Origin of the sequence: Methylobacterium mesophilicum (assembly GCF_036441335.1) — a bacterium.
Lineage (GTDB): Bacteria > Pseudomonadota > Alphaproteobacteria > Rhizobiales > Beijerinckiaceae > Methylobacterium > Methylobacterium mesophilicum_B.
Map to the genome: position 1 here is coordinate 778,445 of NZ_MLBW01000034.1, position 18,201 is coordinate 796,645.

The window sequence follows — 18,201 nt, forward strand, 5'->3', positions numbered from 1 at the left end:
GCGCCGTGCGCCGCATCCGCATCCGGCCAACCGCGCGAGATCCGGTGAGGGCCTCAGTGGTTGTCCCGCGGCACGCCGGAGGTCTGCGCGACCTTCTGGAACTTCACCGCGCCCTTCAGCACCATGCCCTGGTCGAGCTGATCGACCTGATCGCGGTAGATCTCCTGCCAGGGCGTCTGGGTCGCCGGATAGGGATAGCCGCCGCGCGCCGCCAGATCCGCCCGCCGGCGGTCGAGTTCCTCGGCCGGGAGCAGGATGTCGGCGCTCCGGCGGTTGAGGTCGACGCGGATTCGGTCGCCGCTCTGCAACAGCGCCAGCCCGCCCCCCGCGGCCGCCTCGGGTGAGGCGTTCAGGATGGCGGGCGTGCCGGAGGTGCCGGATTGCCGGCCGTCGCCGATGCAGGGCAGGGAGGTGACGCCGCGCCGGATCAGGGCGCCGGGCGGCTGCATGTTCACCACCTCGGCGGCGCCGGGATAGCCGATCGGACCGGCCCCGCGCATGATCAGGATGGTGTTCTCGTCGATGTCGAGGGCCGGATCGTCGATCCGGGTGTGGTAGTCCTCCGGCCCGTCGAACACGACCACGCGCCCCTCGAAGGCCATCGGGTCATTCGGATTGCGCAGGTAGCGGGCGGCGAACTCCTCGGAGATGACGCAGGTCTTCATGATCGCCGAGTCGAACAGGCTCCCCTTGAGGTTCAGGAAGCCCGCGCGCTCCATCAGCGGCTCGCCGTAGGCGCGGATCACGTCGCGGTTCCAGCTGTGCCGCCCGCGGTAGTTCTCGCCGACGGTCCGGCCGTTGCAGGTCAGCGCGTCCTCGTGGACCTTCCCGGCCTCGATCAGCTCGGCGAAGACCGCCGGCAGGCCGCCCGCGCGGAAATACTCCTCGCCGAGCCAGCGGCCGGCAGGCTGCATGTCCACGAGCAGCGGGATCTCGAACCCGACCCGTTCCCAGTCGTCGCAGCTCAAAGGCACGCCGATATGCTTGGCGATGGCGTTGATGTGGATCGGCGCGTTGGTCGAGCCGCCGATCGCGGCGTTGGCCACGATGGCGTTCTCGAAGGCCTCGCGGGTGAGGATGTCGGAGGGCTTCAGGTCTTCCCAGACCATCTCGACGATCCGCTGCCCGGTGGCGTAGGCGGCTTGGCCACGCTCGCGGTAGGGCGCCGGGATCGCCGCCGAGCCGGGAAGGGCGAAACCGAGTGCCTCGGCGAGGGCGTTCATCGTCGAGGCCGTGCCCATCGTGTTGCAATGGCCCGTCGACGGCGCCGACGACCCGACGATGTCCATGAACTGCTGGAAGTCGATGTCGCCTGCCGCGTGCCGCTCGCGCGCCTTCCACACGATCGTGCCCGAGCCGGTCAGCTCCTTGTGGAAGTAGCCGTTGAGCATCGGCCCGACATTCAGCGAGATCGCCGGGATGTTGACCGTCGCCGCCGCCATCAGACAGGCCGGCATGGTCTTGTCGCAACCGGTGAGCAGCACGACGCCGTCCAGCGGGTAGCCGTACAGCACCTCGACCAGGGACAGGTAGGCGAGGTTCCGGTCGAGCGACGCGGTCGGCCGCTTCCCCGTCTCCTGGATCGGGTGGCAGGGAAACTCGAAGGCGACGCCGCCGGCCGCCGTGATCCCCTCGCGCACCCGCTTGGCGAGCTCGATGTGGTGGCGGTTACAGGGCGACAGGTCGGATCCCGTCTGGGCGATGCCGATCAGCGGCTTGCCCGAGCGCAGCTCCTCCGGCGTCAGCCCGTAATTGAGGTAGCGCTCGAGGTAGAGGGCGGTCATGCCCGGGTTGTGCGGGTTGTCGAACCAGGCCTTCGAGCGCAGGTCGGCGGGCGTGATCCGGCGTTTGTCGCTCATGGTCGCTTCCTCGCATCCTGAGGCCGGCGCTGGCGGTCCGGCTTCCGTCTTCCGCTGCCGCCGCGGGCATCGCGACTCCGGTCGCGGCGCCCTCGGCTCGCTCTTGCAATACTCTGAGGATTGATCGCCCGCAGCATCTTCGGCGCTGGAACGATTTCAGGACAGCATCCGGGTGTCACCGTCGATGGAGATCGCCTGCCCCGAGATCGTCCGGCCGCGCGGCGAGCAGAGCAGCAGGATCTGGTCGGCGAGCTGGCGCGCCGTGACGTACTCCTTCACCGACACGAACGAGAACGCCCGCGCCTCCATGTCGGCGAAGCTTGTCCCCTGCTGCTGGGCCTTCGATTCGAGCACCCGGCGCTGGCGATCCCCGGCGACGAGACCCGGCAGGATCGCGTTCACCCGGATACCAGCGCCGCCGAGCTCGATCGCCAGGGACTTCGTGAAGCCGATCACCCCCCACTTGGCGGCCGCGTAGGGGCTGCGCAGAGCGAAGCCGAACTTGCCGGCGGCCGAGGACAGATTGACGATCGAGGCGTTGGCGCTCTGGCGAAGGTGCGGCACCGCCAGGCGCGCGCAGTTGAACTGGCTGGTCAGGCAGACCGTGACGCAGCGGTCCCACTCCTCGGGGGCGATCTCCTCGACACGGCCGGTCGGGCCGGCGATCCCGGCATTGTTGACGAGCACGTCGAGGCCGCCGAGGAACTCGACCGCCTGGTCCATCATCGCGGCGACCGCGTCGCGGTCGGCGACGTCGGTGCGGCTGCGCCCGATCGTCTCCGGCAGCGCCGCCAGGGCCTCCGCGTCGACGTCGCAGGCGAAGACGCGCGCGCCTTCGTCCACGAAGGCGTCGACGATCTCGCGACCGATCCCGGCAGCGCCCGCGGTCACCAGGACGCGCAGGCCGGCAATCCCCAGATCCATGATCAATCCTCTCCGTGAACGTCCCGCAACCCGCCGCGGGTCAAGATGAACTCCGCCGCTTCCCGGATGTCGGCGGCGATCGCGGCCGCGGCCGCCGCGCCGTCCCGGACCTCGATGGCCGCCACCGCCTCGGCGTGCCGCCGGAGGGCGAAGCCCTGGAGCAGGCGCTCCGGGTGGGCGCGCAGATCCAGGTTGATCACCGGGCCGGCCTTCAGCCAGAGCCGGGCGATGATCTCCTGCAGGGGTCCCAGCCCGCAGGCGCCGTAGATGGCGAAATGCAGGTCGCGGTTGAGCTGGACGGCGCGCGCCCTGTCGGGCTCCGCCGCCTCGGCCTCGGTCCGGAAGGCCGCCTCGGCGCTCCGGATCGCCGCCAGCTCGGACCCGGTCCGCCGCTCGGCCGCCCGCGCTACGGCGATGCCCTCGACCGCGATGCGGGTCTCGACCAGGGCCCGGAACGCGGCCGCGCCCATCACCGGCACGCGGATCACCCGATTCGGCGCCACCTCCAGAACGCCGTCCGCCGCGAGCCGGCTCACCGCCTCGCGCACCGGCATCACCGAGACGCCGAGAGCCGCCGCGCTCTGCCGGAGTGACAGTCGGTCGCCCGGTGCAAGACGCCCCGAGGCGAGAAGGTCGGACAGGGCCTCGTAGACGGTGTCGGACAGGGTCCGCCGCTCGAGCAGGGGCAGTTCGGCGAGGGCCAAAGTGGAATTCATGTGCCGACACTAGACGGATCTGGCACTATCGCGCTAGTGATCTGTGATCACAGTTCGGGTGAGGGCCGCCAGAGCCCGCCACAACAGCCCGGCTGGAGGACACGCACGGGAGCGGAACGATGACGGACCGGTACGGGGATTCCCTTTCTCGCCGCAGCCTCCTGCGCGCCGGCGGCGCAGCGCTCCTCGCGCCGGCGCTCGCGAGCCCGGCGCTCTCCCAGGGACAGTCGGAGGTGATCCGGATCGGCCACCTGACGCCGCGGACGGGCTTCCTCGGGCCGCTCGGCGAGTTCGCCGTGCAGGCGGCGCAACTCGCGGTCGAGGAGATCAACGCGGCCGGCGGCATCGCGGGCCGCAAGGTCGAGCTCCTGTCGGAGGACAGCGTCAACCCGCAGACCGCGTCGGCCAAGGCCGAGCGCATGGTCCAGCGCGACCGCGTGGCGTGCCTCGTCGGCGAGATCAACTCGGCCTCCGCGCTGGCCATCAGCCAGGTCGCGCAGCGGGAGAAGATCCTGTTCATCAACACCGGCGCCAACTCGGACGCGCTGCGCGGCTCCGACTGCAAGCGCTTCATGTTCCACGTCGAAGCGCAGAACACCATGATGGTGCGGGCCTGCGGCCGGGCGCTGCTCGACCGGGGCCTGATCAAGGGCCGCAAGGTCTACGCGCTCACGGCGGACTACGCCTTCGGACACGATCTCCTGAAGCAGGCGAAGAAGTACTTCGCCGCCAACGACGCCACCCTCGTCGGCGAGGATCTGATCCCGACCGAACTCACCGACTTCTCGCCGTTCCTGCTGAAGCTCCGCCAGGCGAAGCCGGACCTCGTGATCTGCAACCTCGCGGGCGCGCAGATCACCAACTTCCTGAAGCAGTACAGCGAGTTCGGCCTGCCGTTCCCGGTCGCCGGATTCGGCTTCGACACGGCGCTGGCCTGGGGCGCCGGGCCCGGCAACTTCCTCGGCACCTGGCCGGTGATCTGGCACCACCAGATCGACTCGCCCTCGGCCAAGAAATTCGTGGCCGCCTTCAAGGCCAAGTACAAGAAGCCGCCGGAGAACCAGGGTTGGGGCGACTACACGGCGATGAAGATCGTCGCGCAGTCGATGAACGAGTTGAAATCGACCGAGTCGATCAAGGTTGTGGAGCACCTCGAATCGGGCGCGAAGTTCGACATCGCCAAGGTTCGCGAGGGCTATTTCCGCCCCTGGGACCACGAGCTGATGCAGGAGATGTTCGCGATCACCGCCCTGCCGGCGGACCAAGTCAAGACTCCCTACGACATCTTCACATCGACCGGGCCGCTGCCCGGTCCCGGCGAGAGCCTGGAAGTGCTCGCCACGACCCGCGACGAGAACGCCTGCACCTTCCCGGCGTGAGGCGGCCATGCAGCTCGTCTTCATCCTGGAGCAGGTGCTCAACGGCCTGCTGATCGGCGTGCAGTACCTGCTGATCGCGCTCGGCCTGTCGCTGATCTTCAGCCTCGGCGGGATCGTGAACCTCGCTCACGGCGCCTTCTACGCGATCGGCGCCTACATGACCGTGCTGCTGACGCCGACCATCGGATTCGGCGGCGCCCTCATCGCCTCCCCGCTCGCGGTGGCCGTGCTCGGCCTGCTGATCGAGCGGTTCCTGCTCAGGCGCTTCTACCGCGGCGACCCGACGCTCGGCCTGCTCCTCACCTTCGGGCTCGCCATGGTGGCCGAGCAGGCCCTGCGCATGGCCTTCGGGGCGGCGCCGGTGCCGTTCGGGATCCCGCTCTGGCTGCGCGGGCAGGTCTTCATCGGCGACCTGATCTACTCGCGCTACCGGCTGTCGATCCTCGTGGTCGCTCTCGCCTGCGTCGCCGGCCTGTGGCTGCTCCTGACGCGGACGAGCTTCGGTCGCGTGGTCCGGGCCGGCGTGCAGAACCCCGACATGGTCGCCGCGCTGGGCATCTCGCTCCGGCCCTACATGACCGCCGTGGTGACGATCGCGGTCGGGCTCGCGGCGCTGGCCGGAACCATGATGGCGCCGGTCACGGGCGTGCAGCCCGCCATGGGCGCCGAGATCCTGACCTTCGCCTTCGTGGTGGTGGTGATCGGCGGGCTCGGCTCGTTCTGGGGTGTGGTGCTCGCCGCGCTGATCGTCGGCGTGGTCCGGGGCCTCACCGCCTACGCCTACCCGCCGGCCACCGAGGCCGCCGTCTACGCCCTCATGGTGCTCGTCCTGCTGCTGCGCCCGCGCGGCCTGTTCGGCGAGCACATCGCCCGGTTCGAGTGAGCGGAGAGCGTCCCATGTCCGGTACCGCCGAGCCGCTGCCGCTCGCCCTGCCGCAGCGCGGCCTGATCCTGCGCGAGAGCCGCCAGCTCTGGGCGGCGCTCGCCGCCCTGATCGTCCTGCCCTTCGCCCTGGACGCGATCGGCCTGACGCTGATCACCGCCACCGACGTGGTGATCTTCGCCCTCGCGGTGCTCGGCCTCAACATCTTGGTCGGCTGGACCGGGCTCACCTCCTTCGGCCACGGGGCGTGGTTCGGGATCGGCGCCTACGCGGTGGCGATCCTCCAGACGCGGCTGTTCCCCGGCGACATGGCGCTGCCGCTCCTCGGCGCCCTGGCGATCACCGGCGTCGCCGCGCTCATGGCCGGCGGCCTGATCCTGCGGCGGCGAGGCGTCTACTTCTCGCTCCTGACCCTCGCCTTCACGGCGATGCTCTACGCCATCGCGTTCCGCTGGACAGACCTGACCGGCGGCGAGAACGGCATCGGCAACCTGCACCGCTGGGCTTCGCTGCAGGAGCCGGGCGCCTACTACGCCGCCGTGTCCGGCATCGCCTTCGCGGTTCTGATCGCCCTGTGGCGCTTCCGTCGCTCGCCGATGGGCACCGTGCTGGTGGCGATCCGCGAGAACGAGCAGCGCGCCGGTTTCCTCGGCTACGCCACCAACCGCTACAAGCTCGCCGCCTTCGTGATCTCGGCGACGATCACCGGTCTCGCCGGCGCGCTCTCGGCCTACAGCCACCGCTTCACGTCGGCCGACCCGATCTCCATCGCCTTCTCGGGCGAGCTGCTCGCCATGGTGGTGATCGGCGGGATGCGCTCGTTCCTCGGGCCGGCGCTCGGCGCGCTGTTCTACATCCTGTTCCGCGAGTTCCTGTCGATCTACACCGCCGACTGGCTCCTGTATTTCGGCCTGCTGTTCGTCGCCTTCATCGTGTTCTCGCCGGACGGGCTCGTCGGCATCGCGGCGCGGCTGCTCAAGCCGTTCCGGCGCGTCCCGACCGAGGGCGCGGCCATGTCGGCCCGCCGCGCCGGCGCCTCGGGCCGCGTCCCGGCCCGCTTCATCGCGGAGGGGCGCGGCGACGGCCCGGTGCTGGTCGCCGACGAGATCCGGAAAAGTTTCGGGCCCGTGAAGGCTGTGCGCGGCGTGTCCTTGGCGGTCGCCGACCGGACGCTCCACGCCCTGATCGGACCGAACGGCGCCGGCAAGACCACCGCCTTCAACCTGCTGTCCGGGATGTTCCGGCCGAGCGGCGGCAGCATCCGCCTCGACGGGCGCGAGATCGCCGGGCTGGAGCCGCACGCCATCACCCGGGCCGGGATCGGCCGCTCGTTCCAGATCACCAACCTGTTCCCGGGCCTCTCCGTGGAGGAGAACGTCCGCCTCGCGGTGCAGGCCCGGCACGCGGCGCATTTCAGTCCGTGGCGGGACGCGCTGGCCGTCCGCGAGATCGCCGACGACACCGCCGAGCTTCTGCGCTGGACCGGCCTGTCCGGCATCGAACGGGCCGAGGCCGGCAGCCTGTCCTACGGCGGTCAGCGACTGCTCGACATGGGTCTCGCCCTGGCCACGCGGCCCCGCGTCCTGCTCCTCGACGAGCCGCTCGCGGGCCTCGCGGCCGCCGAGCGCGAGCGGGTCGGCGACTTGATCAAGGCGCTGTCGGCCGACATCCCGGTGCTCCTCGTCGAGCACGACATCGACCGCGTCTTCCGCCTCGCCGACCGCGTCACCGTCATGGCCGACGGCGCCGTGCTGGTCGACGGCTCGGTCGCGGATGCCCGCGACGACGCGCGGGTGCAGGCGGTCTACCTCGGATCGGGCACGGCGGCGATCGCCGCGAAGCCGCGCGCCAGCGCCGCCGAGGCCGAGACGCTGCTCGCCATGGAGGGCGTCGACACCTTCTACGGCAAGTCGCACATCCTCAACGGCGTGAACCTCGCGGTGCGCCGGGGCGAGGTCTTGGCCTTGCTCGGCCGGAACGGCGCCGGCAAGTCGACGCTGCTCAAGACGCTGATCGGCACCGCGCCGCCGGCCGCCGGCCGGATCGTGCTCGCCGGCCAGGACATCGCCGGCCTGTCGCCCGACCGGATCGCCCGGCTCGGGATCGGCTACGTGCCGCAGGGGCGGGCGCTGTTCGCCGGCATGACCGTCGCGGAGAATCTGGGCCTCGGCCGCCTGCGGCGGCTCACCGGCGCCGGTATCCACTGGGACGAGGCGAAGGTCCTCGAGTTCTTCCCGCGTCTGAAGGAGCGCTGGACCGTCGACGCGGCCCGTCTGTCCGGGGGCGAGCAGCAGATGGTGGCGGTGGCCCGCGCCCTCTCGGGCGACACGCGGCTCCTCCTCCTCGACGAGCCCTTCGAGGGCCTGTCGCCGGCCGTGACGGAGGAGCTGTTCGAGGCCTTCGACCGGCTGCGCCGGGAGATCGCGATCATCCTGGTGGACCACCATCTCGACCTCGCCCTGGCGCTGTCCGACCGCACCGTCGCCCTGGAGCGCGGCAGCGTGCAGTGGACGGGCGAGTCGCGTCTCCTGCGCGAGGATCAGGATTTGAGGCGGAAGGTGCTGTGGCTATGACCGAGAGCGTCGCGATCGTCGGCGCCGGCCTGATCGGCCGGGCCTGGGCGATGATCTTCGCCCGTGCCGGCTGGGACGTGCGCCTGTTCGACCCCGCGGCGGGCGTGGCCGAGGCCGCGATCCCGGCCTGCGCCGAGGGACTGCGGACGCTCGCGGCGAACGATCTCTGCGCCGACCCCGCCGGTGCCGCGGAGCGCATCCGCGCGGCCGGCACCCTCGGTTCCGCCCTCGACGGCGTCGCCTTCGTGCAGGAGAACGGCCCGGAGCGGCTGGAGGTGAAGCGGAGCCTGTTCGCGGACCTCGACGCCGCGGCGCCGCGGGAGGCGGTCATCGCCTCGTCCTCCTCGGCGATCCGCTGCTCCCTCTTCACCGAGGATCTGCCGGGTCGGGCGCGCTGCCTCGTCGGCCATCCGGTGAACCCGCCGCACCTGATCCCGCTCGTCGAGATCTCCGGCGCGCCGTGGACGGCCCCCGAGGCTCTGGTGCGGGCCCGGCAGGTCTACGAGCAGATCGGGCAGGTGCCGATCACCGTGCTGAAGGAGATCGAGGGCTTCATCCTCAACCGGCTCCAGGGCGCCCTCTTGGCGGAGGCGTTCCGCCTCGCCTCCGAGGGCTACGTGACCCCGCAGGACCTCGACAAGACGGTCGCGGACGGCCTCGGCCTGCGCTGGAGCTTCATGGGTCCGTTCGAGACGATCGAGCTCAACGCGCCGGGCGGCATCGCCGATTACTGCGCGCGCTACACCGGCTTCTACAAGACTCTTGCCGCCGACCCGGCGCCACCCTCGGTCTACGAGGCGCCGGCGACCGAGGCGATCCTGGCCAAGTGGCGGCCGCCGACCGATCTGCCCACACGCATGAACCGCCGCGACGCGCGGCTGGCGGCGCTCCGCGCCCACAAGGCTTCACGGAAGGACTGAGCATGGCCTCACAGCGGAAAGTCATCATCACCTGCGCGGTGACCGGCGCGATCCACACGCCCAGCATGTCGCCGCACCTGCCGGTGACGCCCGAGGAGATCGCCGACGCCGCGATCGGCGCCGCCGAGGCGGGCGCGGCCATCGTGCACCTGCACGCCCGCAATCCGGAGAACGGCCAGCCCGACCAGACACCCGAGGCGTTCGCCAAGTTCCTGCCGGTGATCAAGCAGCGCTCGAACTGCGTGGTGAACATCACCACCGGCGGCGCGCCGACCATGTCGATCGAGGAGCGGGTGCGCCCTGCCGCAACCTTCCAGCCGGAAGTCGCCTCGCTGAATCTCGGCTCGATGAATTTTGGCCTGTTCGGCATGCTCGACCGCTTCAAGGACCTGAAGCACCAGTGGGAGCGGGACTATCTCGGCAACAAGGATATCATCTTCCGCAACACGTTCGGCCAGATCGAGCACATCCTGACGACCTGCGGACCGAACGGGACGAAGTTCGAGTTCGAGTGCTACGACACCGCGCATCTCTACAATCTCAAATACTTCTTCGACCGCGGGCTCGTGCAGGCGCCGCTGTTCATCCAGACGGTCTTCGGCCTTCAGGGCGGCATCGGCGCGCATCCGGACGACGTGATGCACATGAAGCGCACCGCCGACCGGCTGTTCGGCGACCAGTACCGCTGGTCGGTGCTCGGCGCGGGCCGCAACCAGATGAACATCGCCGCCATGGCGGCCGCGATGGGCGGCAACGTCCGCGTCGGCCTCGAGGACAGCCTCTGGGACGGCCCGGGCAAGCTCGCCGAGACCAACGCCGCGCAGGTCCGCCGCGTCCGCGCGATCATCGAGGGGCTGGGCCTCGCGGTCGCCTCGCCCGACGAGGCGCGGGAGATCCTGGCGCTGAAGGGGGGCGACAAGGTCGCGTTCTGACCGATCAGTCGATGGACGATGCGTCGCGGAAGGTGGGACGCATCGTCCAGGACAGGCTGACGTTCGCGCCTTCCCGTCCTCGCGAGCGCAGCGAAGCAATCCAGTGTAGCGCGCCATCTGAGGCCTGGGCGCCTCTGGATCGCTTCGCTGCGCTCGCAAAGACGTCGAGAAGCCCTCACGGCGCCCCGAATACCCGGTCCAGATCCGCCTGCTTCGCGCCGTCGATCTCCAGGATCTTCAGTCGGCTCTGATCGCCGGTCACGATGCGGACCGAGCCGCGGCTGACCTTCAGCGCCTTGGCGACCAGCGCGACCAGCGCCCCGTTGGCCGCGCCGTCGACCGGCGGGGCGGCGACGCGGGCTTTCAGGTAGGGCTGTCCCTTCTCGTCCCGGGCCCAGCCCTCCGCGGCGTCGCGGCCCCCGCGCGGCGTGAGGCGCACCGCCAGCCGGATCGCCACGGCGAGGCCCTCAGAAGATCTTGCCCGGGTTCAGCCGGTTGTCCGGATCGAGCGCCCGCTTCACGAGCCGCATGACGGCGATCTCCTCGGGCGAGCGCGACAGCTTCAGCTTGGCCCGTTTCTCGAGCCCGATCCCGTGCTCCGCCGAGACGGAGCCGTTCAGCTCCGCCAGCGGCTCGTAGATCGCCGCGTCGATCGCCGCGTTGCCGGCGGCGTCGAGGCGGGTGGTGTTCCAGTGGAGGTTGTTGTCGCCGATATGCCCGTAGACGACCGCCCGGCAGCCCGGGATCGTCGCGAGCCGGTCGAGCGCGCCGCGGACGTAGCCGTCCATCCGCGCGAGCGGCACGCTCACGTCGAAGGCCCGGTCGATCCCGTCGGCGTTCAGGTGCTCCACGCGGTCGCGGATCCGCCACATGCCCCGACGCTGCTCCTCCGACGAGGCGACGGCGGCGTCGAGGATCGTGCCCTCGCCCATCAGCCCTTCCAGCAGGTCCAGGAACCTGTCGGATTCCTCGGGGACGCACTCGACCTCGATGATGGCGTAGAACGGGTAGTCCGGTCCCAGCGGCGGGGTCGCGCGGCCCGGCGCCGTCATCAGCCGGTAGAAGTCCGGCCAGAGGCCCTCGAACGAGGAGACACGTCCCTGGAAGGCGCTCTGCGCCGCCCGCAGCACCCGGGCGCCATCGTCGACTCCGGGGCACGCGATCAGCGCCGTCGCGTAGCCGGCGGGCTCCGGCCGGAGGCGGATGACGGCCCGCGTGACGATGCCCATCGTGCCCTCGGTGCCGAGGAAGAGCTGCTTGAGGTCGAGCCCGGTGTTGTTCTTGATGAGCGGTCGCATCGACGACACGACCGTGCCGTCGGCGAGCACCGCCTCCAGCCCCAGCACCATCTCGCGCATCATGCCGTAGCGCAGCACCCGCAGGCCGCCGGCGTTGGTGGAGATCGCGCCGCCGATCGTCGCCGAGCCGCGAGCCCCGAGATCGAGGGGGAAGAAGAGGCCCGCCGCTGACGCGGCGTCCTGCACGCTCTCGAGCGTCGCGCCGGTGCCGACCACCACCGTCATGCCGAGCGGGTCCACCGGCTCGATGCCGGTCATGCGCTCGGTCGACAGGGTGATCTCGTCCGGCTGGCAGAGCGTGCCGTCGACGAGGCCGGTGGCGCCGCCCCGCGGGACCCTCGCGGCGCGATTGGAAGCGGCCGAGCGCGGCCGCGAAACCCAGGCTGCTCAGGACCGTGCGGTACCAGGTCGAGTCCCGCAGGATCCGCCGCGGGCGGCTGTGGATGTTGAGCGGTCGCTCGCCGAGCTCGATGCACGCCTGCGCGCTGCGGTCTCTCGCATCGATGCGCTGACAGCCTCGCAGGCCGCGGCGACCGTGAGTCCCTGCGCCGCCCTGGCGCTGGTCCGGTCTCCTCCGTGCTGCGCGGCCGGACCAGCGCCAGGGCGGCGCAGGGCTCGGTCGGGCGCGTCCAGTTGGCCGACCGCCCGCGCAGTTCCGCGCCGGTGACGAGACCGGACGGTCCGACGATCGCGGCGAGGCGGTCGAGGAAGGCGGTGTCGGTCATCGGCATCCTCACGGGGCTCGGTCCGGTCGCCGCACTGTCACAGGATCCCGCGCGCGGCGAGGTTCCGCATGAGCGCGCGGGCGCCGAAGGTCCAGGGCTCGCAGGCGTCGCACGGGCGCATGCGGTTGACGAGGCTGCCGAGTTCCGGGCTCGCCACCACGACGCGGTCGCCGTCGGCGTGGGTGAAGCCGAGGCCCGGCCCGTGCCGGTCCTGGATCGGCGCGAACATCGTGCCGAGGAGGAGGAGGGCGCCGTCGGGGTAGTCGTGCGTCCGCCCCATCAGCGCCTCCGCCAGTTCCTCGGGGTCGCGGCTGATCTCGGAGAGCGGCGAGGTGCCCTGAAGCCGGAAACCGTCCGCGCCGGTGACCTCGAGGGTCACGGTGGTGCGCCGGACGTCGTCGAGGCCGAACGTGTCGTCGAACAGGCGCAGGAACGGCCCCAGGGCGCAGGAGGCGTTGTTGTCCTTGGCCTTACCGAGGAGCAGCGCCGACCGGCCCTCGAAGTCGCGCAGGTTCACGTCGTTGGCGAGCGTCGCCCCGACGATGCGCTGGTCGGAGGTGACCGCGAGCGCCACCTCGGGCTCGGGGTTGTTCCAGTGCGACTCCGGGTGCAGGCCCGCATCCGCGCCGCAGCCCACGGCCGAGAGCGGCTGCGCCTTCGTGAAGATCTCGGCGTCCGGGCCGATGCCGACCTCCAGGTACTGGCTCCAGGCGCCCTGCGCGACCAGCACCTCCTTGAGGGCCATCGCCTCGGGCGAGCCGGGCTTGAGCCGGCGCAGGTCGCGGCCGACCAGGCGCTCGACCTCGGCGCGGATCGCCGCCGCGGCGGCGAGATCGCCGCGGGCGCGCTCCTCGATGACCCGCTCCAGCATGGACGTGGCGAAGGTCACGCCCGCCGCCTTCAGGGCCTGGAGGTCGACCGGTGCCAGGAGCCAGGGCTTGGTGGCATCGCGCGCGTCGGGCGGCGTGTTGGCCAGCACCGCGTCGAGGCTGCCGAGGTCCTCGCCCTGGGCGCCGCGCAGGGCGGCGGCGGGGTCTCGGGCCTCGCACAGGTCGCTGACCGTCGGGAAGGCGGCGGTGACGTCGACGAGTCGGGGCGCGCCGTCCCCGTCTGCGCGGATCGCCACGACGCTCGGACCGGTCACGTCCGGCCGCCACACCCGGCCCGCGAGGGCGCCCCGGCATCCGTCGGCGGGCAGGATCTCCCGCGCGGTCAGGCCCGATAACGACATGTGCTCATGTCCCCTGGATGTGTGACCCTGCGTTGTCCGCGCGCGGCGGGCCCGGTTCCGGGACCGCGGCCGGCGCGCGATCCCATAGCATTCCGCGCTGCCCGTCATCCCGCCGGATGTTTCACCGGACCGCGCTCGTCACCGGCGCCGGGCGGGCTCGCCTGACAGATCCAAGATTATCTGCAGCTTTGCCGGGAGGTCGGCTTGCTTTCCCGCGAACCCTCATTTGTACTGCCGCCCTAGAGCCGCCGACAGAGCGGCCTTGATCGGGAGGAAGCATGGCCTCGGTGGGAATCCGCGAGGTTCGCAAGGCTTTCGGATCGACGAATGTCCTGCACGGCGTGTCGGTGGATATCCGGGACGGTGAGTTCGTGATCCTGGTCGGCCCGTCGGGCTGCGGGAAATCGACGCTCCTGCGGATGATCGCCGGGCTCGAGAATATCTCCGGCGGCGAGATCCGCATCGGCGAGCGCGTGGTGAACGATGTGCCGCCCAAGGAGCGGGACATCGCCATGGTGTTCCAGAACTACGCCCTCTACCCGCATCTCACGGTCCGCGAGAACATGGCGTTCTCGATGCGGATCCGGAAGGCGCCGGCCTCCGAGATCGACCTCCGGGTCAACAAGGCCGCGCAGATCCTCGGACTGGCGCCCCTGCTGGACCGCTACCCGCGCCAGCTCTCGGGCGGCCAGCGCCAGCGCGTCGCCATGGGCCGGGCGATCGTGCGCGACCCGCAGGTCTTCCTGTTCGACGAGCCGCTCTCCAACCTCGACGCCAAGCTGCGCGTGGCGATGCGTACCGAGATCAAGGAGCTGCACCAGCGCCTGAAGACGACGACCATCTACGTCACCCACGACCAGATCGAGGCCATGACGATGGCCGACCGGATCGTGGTGATGCACGACGGGGTCGTCGAGCAGATCGGGCCGCCCCTCGAACTCTACGACCGGCCCGACAACCTGTTCGTCGCGGGCTTCATCGGCTCGCCGGCGATGAACTTCATGCCCGGCCAGGTGCGGGCGAACGGGCGCCTGACCTTCACAACCGAGACCGGCCTGTCGATCCCGCTCGCCGACGCGCCGTCCGGCGTCGAGGGGCGCGCGCTCATCCTGGGCATCCGCCCCGAGCATTTCGACCTCGCGCCCGAGGGGATCGCCGCCGAGGTCGTCGTCGTGGAGCCGACCGGCTCGGAGACCATGCTGGCGGTGCGGGCGGGGGGCCAGGACCTCACCTGCGTGCTGCGCGAGCGCGTGCGGGAGCGGCCGGGCGAGACCGTCTCCCTGCGGCCGAACCGCGTGCACTTCTTCGACGCCGAGACCGGCCGTCGCCTGCCGAACTGACCCGCGTCGGATCCGGCGCGGATTCGAGGCGCGCGGCGCCTCCAGGATCACGATCACCGAGGGAGAAGAAACGATGTCCGTTCTCGATCGCCGGTCCCTCCTCGCGGGCGCCGCAGCGACCGGCCTCGCCGCCGGCAGCGACCTCCTCGGCTTCGCCAAGGCCTGGGCGCAGAGCACGGAGTGGAAGCCCGAGCCGGGGGCGAGCCTGTCGCTCCTGCGCTGGAAGCGCTTCGTGCCGGCCGAGGACGAGGCCTTCATGAAGCTGGTCGACGCCTTCACGAAGGCGACGGGCGTGAAGGTGACGGTGAGCAACGAGTCCTTCGACGACATCCAGCCCAAGGCGTCGGTCGCCGCCAATACGGGCCAGGGGCCCGACATGGTCTGGGGCCTGTTCTCGTTCCCGGCGCTCTTCCCCGACAAGTGCCTGCCGCTCGAGGACGTGGCGGAATCCCTCGGCAAGAAGTACGGCCCCTGGTTCCCGTCCGCGGAGGCCTACGGCAAGGTCAAGGGCAAGTGGATCGCGATCCCCGTGGCGTTCAACGGCGGCTACCCGAACTACCGCATCTCGGCGATGAAGAAGGCCGGGTTCGACAAGTTCCCGACCGACACGGCGGGCTTCCTCGAACTCTGCCGCGGCCTGAAGAAGAACAACACGCCCGCCGGCTTCGCCCTCGGCCACGCGACCGGCGACGGCAACACGTGGTGCCACTGGGCGCTGTGGTCGCACGGCGGCAACCTCGTCGACGCCAACGAGAAGATCGTCATCAACTCGCCCGAGACCGCCAAGGCGCTCGAATACGTCAAGTCCCTGTACGAGACCTTCGTGCCCGGCACGGTGTCGTGGAACGATTCGTCGAACAACAAGGCGTTCCTGGCCGGCGACCTGTACCTGACCAACAACGGCATCTCGATCTACGCGGCGGCCAAGAAGGACAACCCGAAGCTCGCCGAGGACATGGACCACGCGGTCTGGCCGATCGGCCCCGTCGGCAAGCCCACCGAGTTCCAGCTCGCCTTCCCGATCCTGGCCTTCAAGTACTCCAAGGCGCCGAACGCCTGTAAGGCCTTCATCGCCTTCATGATGGAGGCGGCGAACTACAATCCCTGGCTGGAGGCGGCGCAGGGTTACCTCTGCGAGCCGCTGTCGAACTACCCGAAGAACCCGATCTGGACGAGCGACCCGAAGAACGCGGTCTTCGCCGAGGCCGGGCGGCGCTCCCTGGCGGCGGGCGGCCTCGCGCCGGTGAGCGAGCGGATCGCCGCCGTGCTGGCCGACTTCGTGATCGTCGACATGTTCGCCAGCCACTGCACCGGCCGCGAGGACGTGAAGGGCGCGATCAAGAACGCCGAGCGCGCCGCCACGCGCATCTTCCGGAACACCTGACCGCACCCGCCGGAGGCGAGACCATGGCGCACACGGCCCTGACGCAGCCCGCCCCGGCCGCAATCCCGACCCGCTCGGCCTGGCAGCGCGTGCGCGCGAGCCGCGGCTGGGCGGGTTTCTGGTTCATGCTGCCGACCGCGCTGATCCTCGGCCTGTTCCTGGCCTACCCGCTCCTGAAGGGCATCTGGCTGTCCTTCACCAACGCGCGGATCGGCCGCGAGGGCGTCTTCGTCGGCCTGGAGAACTACGAGTGGCTCTGGGACGACGACGTCTTCTGGCTCTCGGTGTTCAACACCTGCCTCTACACGGCGGTGGCGTCCGTGGTGAAGTTCGGCGTCGGCCTCTACCTCGCGCTGCTGCTCAACAAGAACATGCCGTTCAAGTCGATCATCCGGTCGATCGTGCTGATCCCGTTCGTGGTGCCGACGGTTTTGTCGGCCATCGCGTTCTGGTGGATCTTCGACAGCCAGTTCTCGATCATCTCCTGGTCTCTGCGGCATCTCGGGGTGATCGACGGCAACATCGACTTCCTCGGCGAGCCGGCCATGGCGCGCGCCTGCGTGATCTTCGCCAACATCTGGCGGGGCGTGCCGTTCATCGCGATCACGCTGCTCGCCGGCCTCCAGACGGTCTCGCCCTCGCTCTACGAGGCCGCGACGCTGGACGGCGCCTCCAACTGGCAGATCTTCTCGCGGATCACCCTGCCGCTCCTGACCCCGATCATCGCGGTCGTGATGACCTTCTCGGTGCTGTTCACCTTCACCGACTTCCAGCTGATCTGGGCGATGACGCGCGGCGGCCCGGTGAACGCCACCCACCTGATGGCGACCCTGTCGTACCAGCGCGGCATCCTCTCGGGGACGCTCGGCGAGGGCGCGGCCATCGCCACCGCCATGGTGCCTTTCCTGCTCACGGCCATCGGCATCTCGTGGTTCGGCCTGCAGCGCAGGGCCTGGCAATCCGGGGGGAACGACCGATGAGCGCGCCCGCACCGCCCGCCCACGCCGATCCGCATCTCAACTCCGTCTTGGAGGCGCGGCCCGCCGGGCTCACCGACAATTCGGAGGGCATGGCCTATCTCGAACGGTTGCCCCGGCGGCTCGTGACGACCTACCTGCCGCTCCTCCTCATCCTCGCCGTGCTGCTGTTCCCGTTCTACTGGATGGCGCTGACGGCCATCAAACCGGACGAGCAGCTGATCGACATGGAGCGGTTCAACCCGTTCTGGGTCGTGGACCCGACGCTCAAGCACATCAACAAGCTCCTCTTCGAGACGCAGTATCCGCGCTGGCTCTGGAACACGATGTACGTGTCGGTGGCGGCGACCGTGCTGTCGCTGTTCGCGAGCGTGCTCGCCGCCTACGCCTGCGTCCGGGTGCGCTACCGGGGCGCCGGCTGGGTCGGGGCGGCGATCTTCCTCGCCTACCTCGTGCCGCCCTCGATCCTGTTCATCCCGCTCGCCACGATCATCCAGGCCTACGGCCTGTTCGACTCGCCGATCGCCCTGATCCTCGCCTACCCGACGATCCTGATCCCGTTCTCGACGTGGCTCCTGATGGGCTACTTCAAGACCATTCCCTACGAGCTGGAGGAATGCGCGCTGATGGACGGCGCCAGCCGGTGGCAGATCCTCACCAAGATCATCCTGCCGCTCGCCTTCCCGGGGCTGATCTCGGCGGGGATCTTCTCGCTGACCCTGTGCTGGAACGAGTTCATTTACGCGCTGACCTTCCTGTCCTCGACGCAGAACAAGACGGTGCCCATCGCCGTGGTGAGCGAGTTCGTGGACGGCGACGTCTACAAGTGGGGATCGCTGATGGCCGGCGCGCTGCTCGGCTCGCTGCCGCTGGTGATCCTCTACTCGTTCTTCGTCGAGTACTACGTCTCCGCGCTCACCGGCGCCGTGAAGGAATAGGGGACGGGCCGGGCCTCCGGCGTCGCGCGCGCGGCGAAGCGAGCCGGGGCGGCGGGGCCCCGGTCGGCGTGTCGCTGGGCGGATCGGGGCGCTGTACTCGCGGGGACGCAGACCGTTGCCAG

At 70.3% G+C, this 18,201-nt stretch carries 15 protein-coding genes and 1 pseudogene; 9 read left to right on the forward strand and 7 right to left on the reverse strand.

All coding sequences use genetic code 11. The features are described 5' to 3' along the window. Positions 1–53 precede the first annotated feature (53 nt). From MMR14E_RS24400 to MMR14E_RS24410, 3 genes are all read right to left on the reverse strand, one after another. Positions 54–1,859 (reverse strand): IlvD/Edd family dehydratase, encoded by a 1,806-nt coding sequence (locus MMR14E_RS24400; RefSeq protein ID WP_331317860.1) that lies wholly within the window; start codon positions 1,857–1,859, stop codon positions 54–56. A gap of 156 nt (positions 1,860–2,015) precedes the next feature. Beyond that, positions 2,016–2,783, reverse strand: a complete 768-nt coding sequence (locus tag MMR14E_RS24405; RefSeq protein ID WP_331317862.1) for an SDR family oxidoreductase — start codon at positions 2,781–2,783, stop codon at positions 2,016–2,018. A gap of 2 nt (positions 2,784–2,785) precedes the next feature. Next, a complete protein-coding gene (locus tag MMR14E_RS24410; protein ID WP_331317863.1) occupies positions 2,786–3,499 on the reverse strand; it encodes a GntR family transcriptional regulator in 714 nt (237 codons plus the stop codon). 119 nt (positions 3,500–3,618) lie between these two features. Here MMR14E_RS24410 and MMR14E_RS24415 point away from each other — a divergent pair, with 119 nt between their 5' ends. From MMR14E_RS24415 to MMR14E_RS24435, 5 genes are read left to right on the forward strand one after another with little or no spacing between them, the layout of a single operon-like run. Continuing rightward, positions 3,619–4,878: an ABC transporter substrate-binding protein gene (locus tag MMR14E_RS24415; RefSeq protein ID WP_331317864.1), complete on the forward strand. Its 1,260-nt coding sequence runs from the start codon at positions 3,619–3,621 to the stop codon at positions 4,876–4,878. Positions 4,879–4,885: 7 nt separating this feature from the next. After that, positions 4,886–5,761: a branched-chain amino acid ABC transporter permease gene (locus MMR14E_RS24420; RefSeq protein WP_056528459.1), complete on the forward strand. Its 876-nt coding sequence runs from the start codon at positions 4,886–4,888 to the stop codon at positions 5,759–5,761. Positions 5,762–5,775: 14 nt separating this feature from the next. Beyond that, positions 5,776–8,334, forward strand: a complete 2,559-nt coding sequence (locus MMR14E_RS24425) for a branched-chain amino acid ABC transporter ATP-binding protein/permease (RefSeq protein ID WP_331317865.1) — start codon at positions 5,776–5,778, stop codon at positions 8,332–8,334. Beyond that, the gene (locus MMR14E_RS24430; RefSeq protein WP_331317866.1) at positions 8,331–9,254 is read left to right on the forward strand and encodes a 3-hydroxyacyl-CoA dehydrogenase; all 924 of its coding nucleotides are present in this window, start codon (positions 8,331–8,333) and stop codon (positions 9,252–9,254) included. The genes MMR14E_RS24425 and MMR14E_RS24430 overlap by 4 nt, the downstream gene beginning before the upstream one ends. A gap of 2 nt (positions 9,255–9,256) precedes the next feature. Next, entirely contained in the window at positions 9,257–10,186 is a 930-nt protein-coding gene (locus MMR14E_RS24435; RefSeq protein WP_012319850.1) for a 3-keto-5-aminohexanoate cleavage protein, read from the forward strand. 175 nt (positions 10,187–10,361) lie between these two features. On the opposite strand, the gene MMR14E_RS24440 is transcribed toward MMR14E_RS24435, so the two are convergent. The 4 genes and pseudogenes from MMR14E_RS24440 to MMR14E_RS24455 all read right to left on the reverse strand — a co-directional run bounded on the left by MMR14E_RS24440 (position 10,362) and on the right by MMR14E_RS24455 (position 13,440). Next, a complete protein-coding gene (locus MMR14E_RS24440; RefSeq protein ID WP_331317867.1) occupies positions 10,362–10,643 on the reverse strand; it encodes a DUF167 family protein in 282 nt (93 codons plus the stop codon). A 10-nt stretch (positions 10,644–10,653) separates the two neighbouring features. Beyond that, a complete protein-coding gene (locus MMR14E_RS24445; protein WP_331318645.1) occupies positions 10,654–11,484 on the reverse strand; it encodes an FAD-binding oxidoreductase in 831 nt (276 codons plus the stop codon). 18 nt (positions 11,485–11,502) lie between these two features. Beyond that, positions 11,503–11,835: pseudogene (locus MMR14E_RS24450) on the reverse strand (FAD-binding oxidoreductase); the annotation flags it as partial. Between the two features lie 411 nt (positions 11,836–12,246). Further along, positions 12,247–13,440 carry a fumarylacetoacetate hydrolase family protein gene (locus MMR14E_RS24455; RefSeq protein ID WP_331317868.1) on the reverse strand — a complete coding sequence of 398 codons (1,194 nt, stop codon included), beginning with the start codon at positions 13,438–13,440 and terminating at the stop codon, positions 12,247–12,249. Positions 13,441–13,718: 278 nt separating this feature from the next. Here MMR14E_RS24455 and MMR14E_RS24460 point away from each other — a divergent pair, with 278 nt between their 5' ends. From MMR14E_RS24460 to MMR14E_RS24475, 4 genes are all read left to right on the forward strand, one after another. Continuing rightward, on the forward strand, positions 13,719–14,780 hold the full coding sequence (locus MMR14E_RS24460) for a sn-glycerol-3-phosphate ABC transporter ATP-binding protein UgpC (protein WP_331317870.1): 1,062 nt from the start codon (positions 13,719–13,721) through the stop codon (positions 14,778–14,780). Positions 14,781–14,853: 73 nt separating this feature from the next. After that, complete coding sequence (locus MMR14E_RS24465; RefSeq protein ID WP_331317872.1) at positions 14,854–16,164, forward strand: ABC transporter substrate-binding protein; 1,311 nt, start codon at positions 14,854–14,856, stop codon at positions 16,162–16,164. Between the two features lie 23 nt (positions 16,165–16,187). Next, on the forward strand, positions 16,188–17,144 hold the full coding sequence (locus MMR14E_RS24470; RefSeq protein ID WP_331317874.1) for a sugar ABC transporter permease: 957 nt from the start codon (positions 16,188–16,190) through the stop codon (positions 17,142–17,144). 89 nt (positions 17,145–17,233) lie between these two features. Further along, the gene (locus MMR14E_RS24475; protein ID WP_234082978.1) at positions 17,234–18,079 is read left to right on the forward strand and encodes a carbohydrate ABC transporter permease; all 846 of its coding nucleotides are present in this window, start codon (positions 17,234–17,236) and stop codon (positions 18,077–18,079) included. The last annotated feature ends 122 nt before the right edge of the window (positions 18,080–18,201 follow it).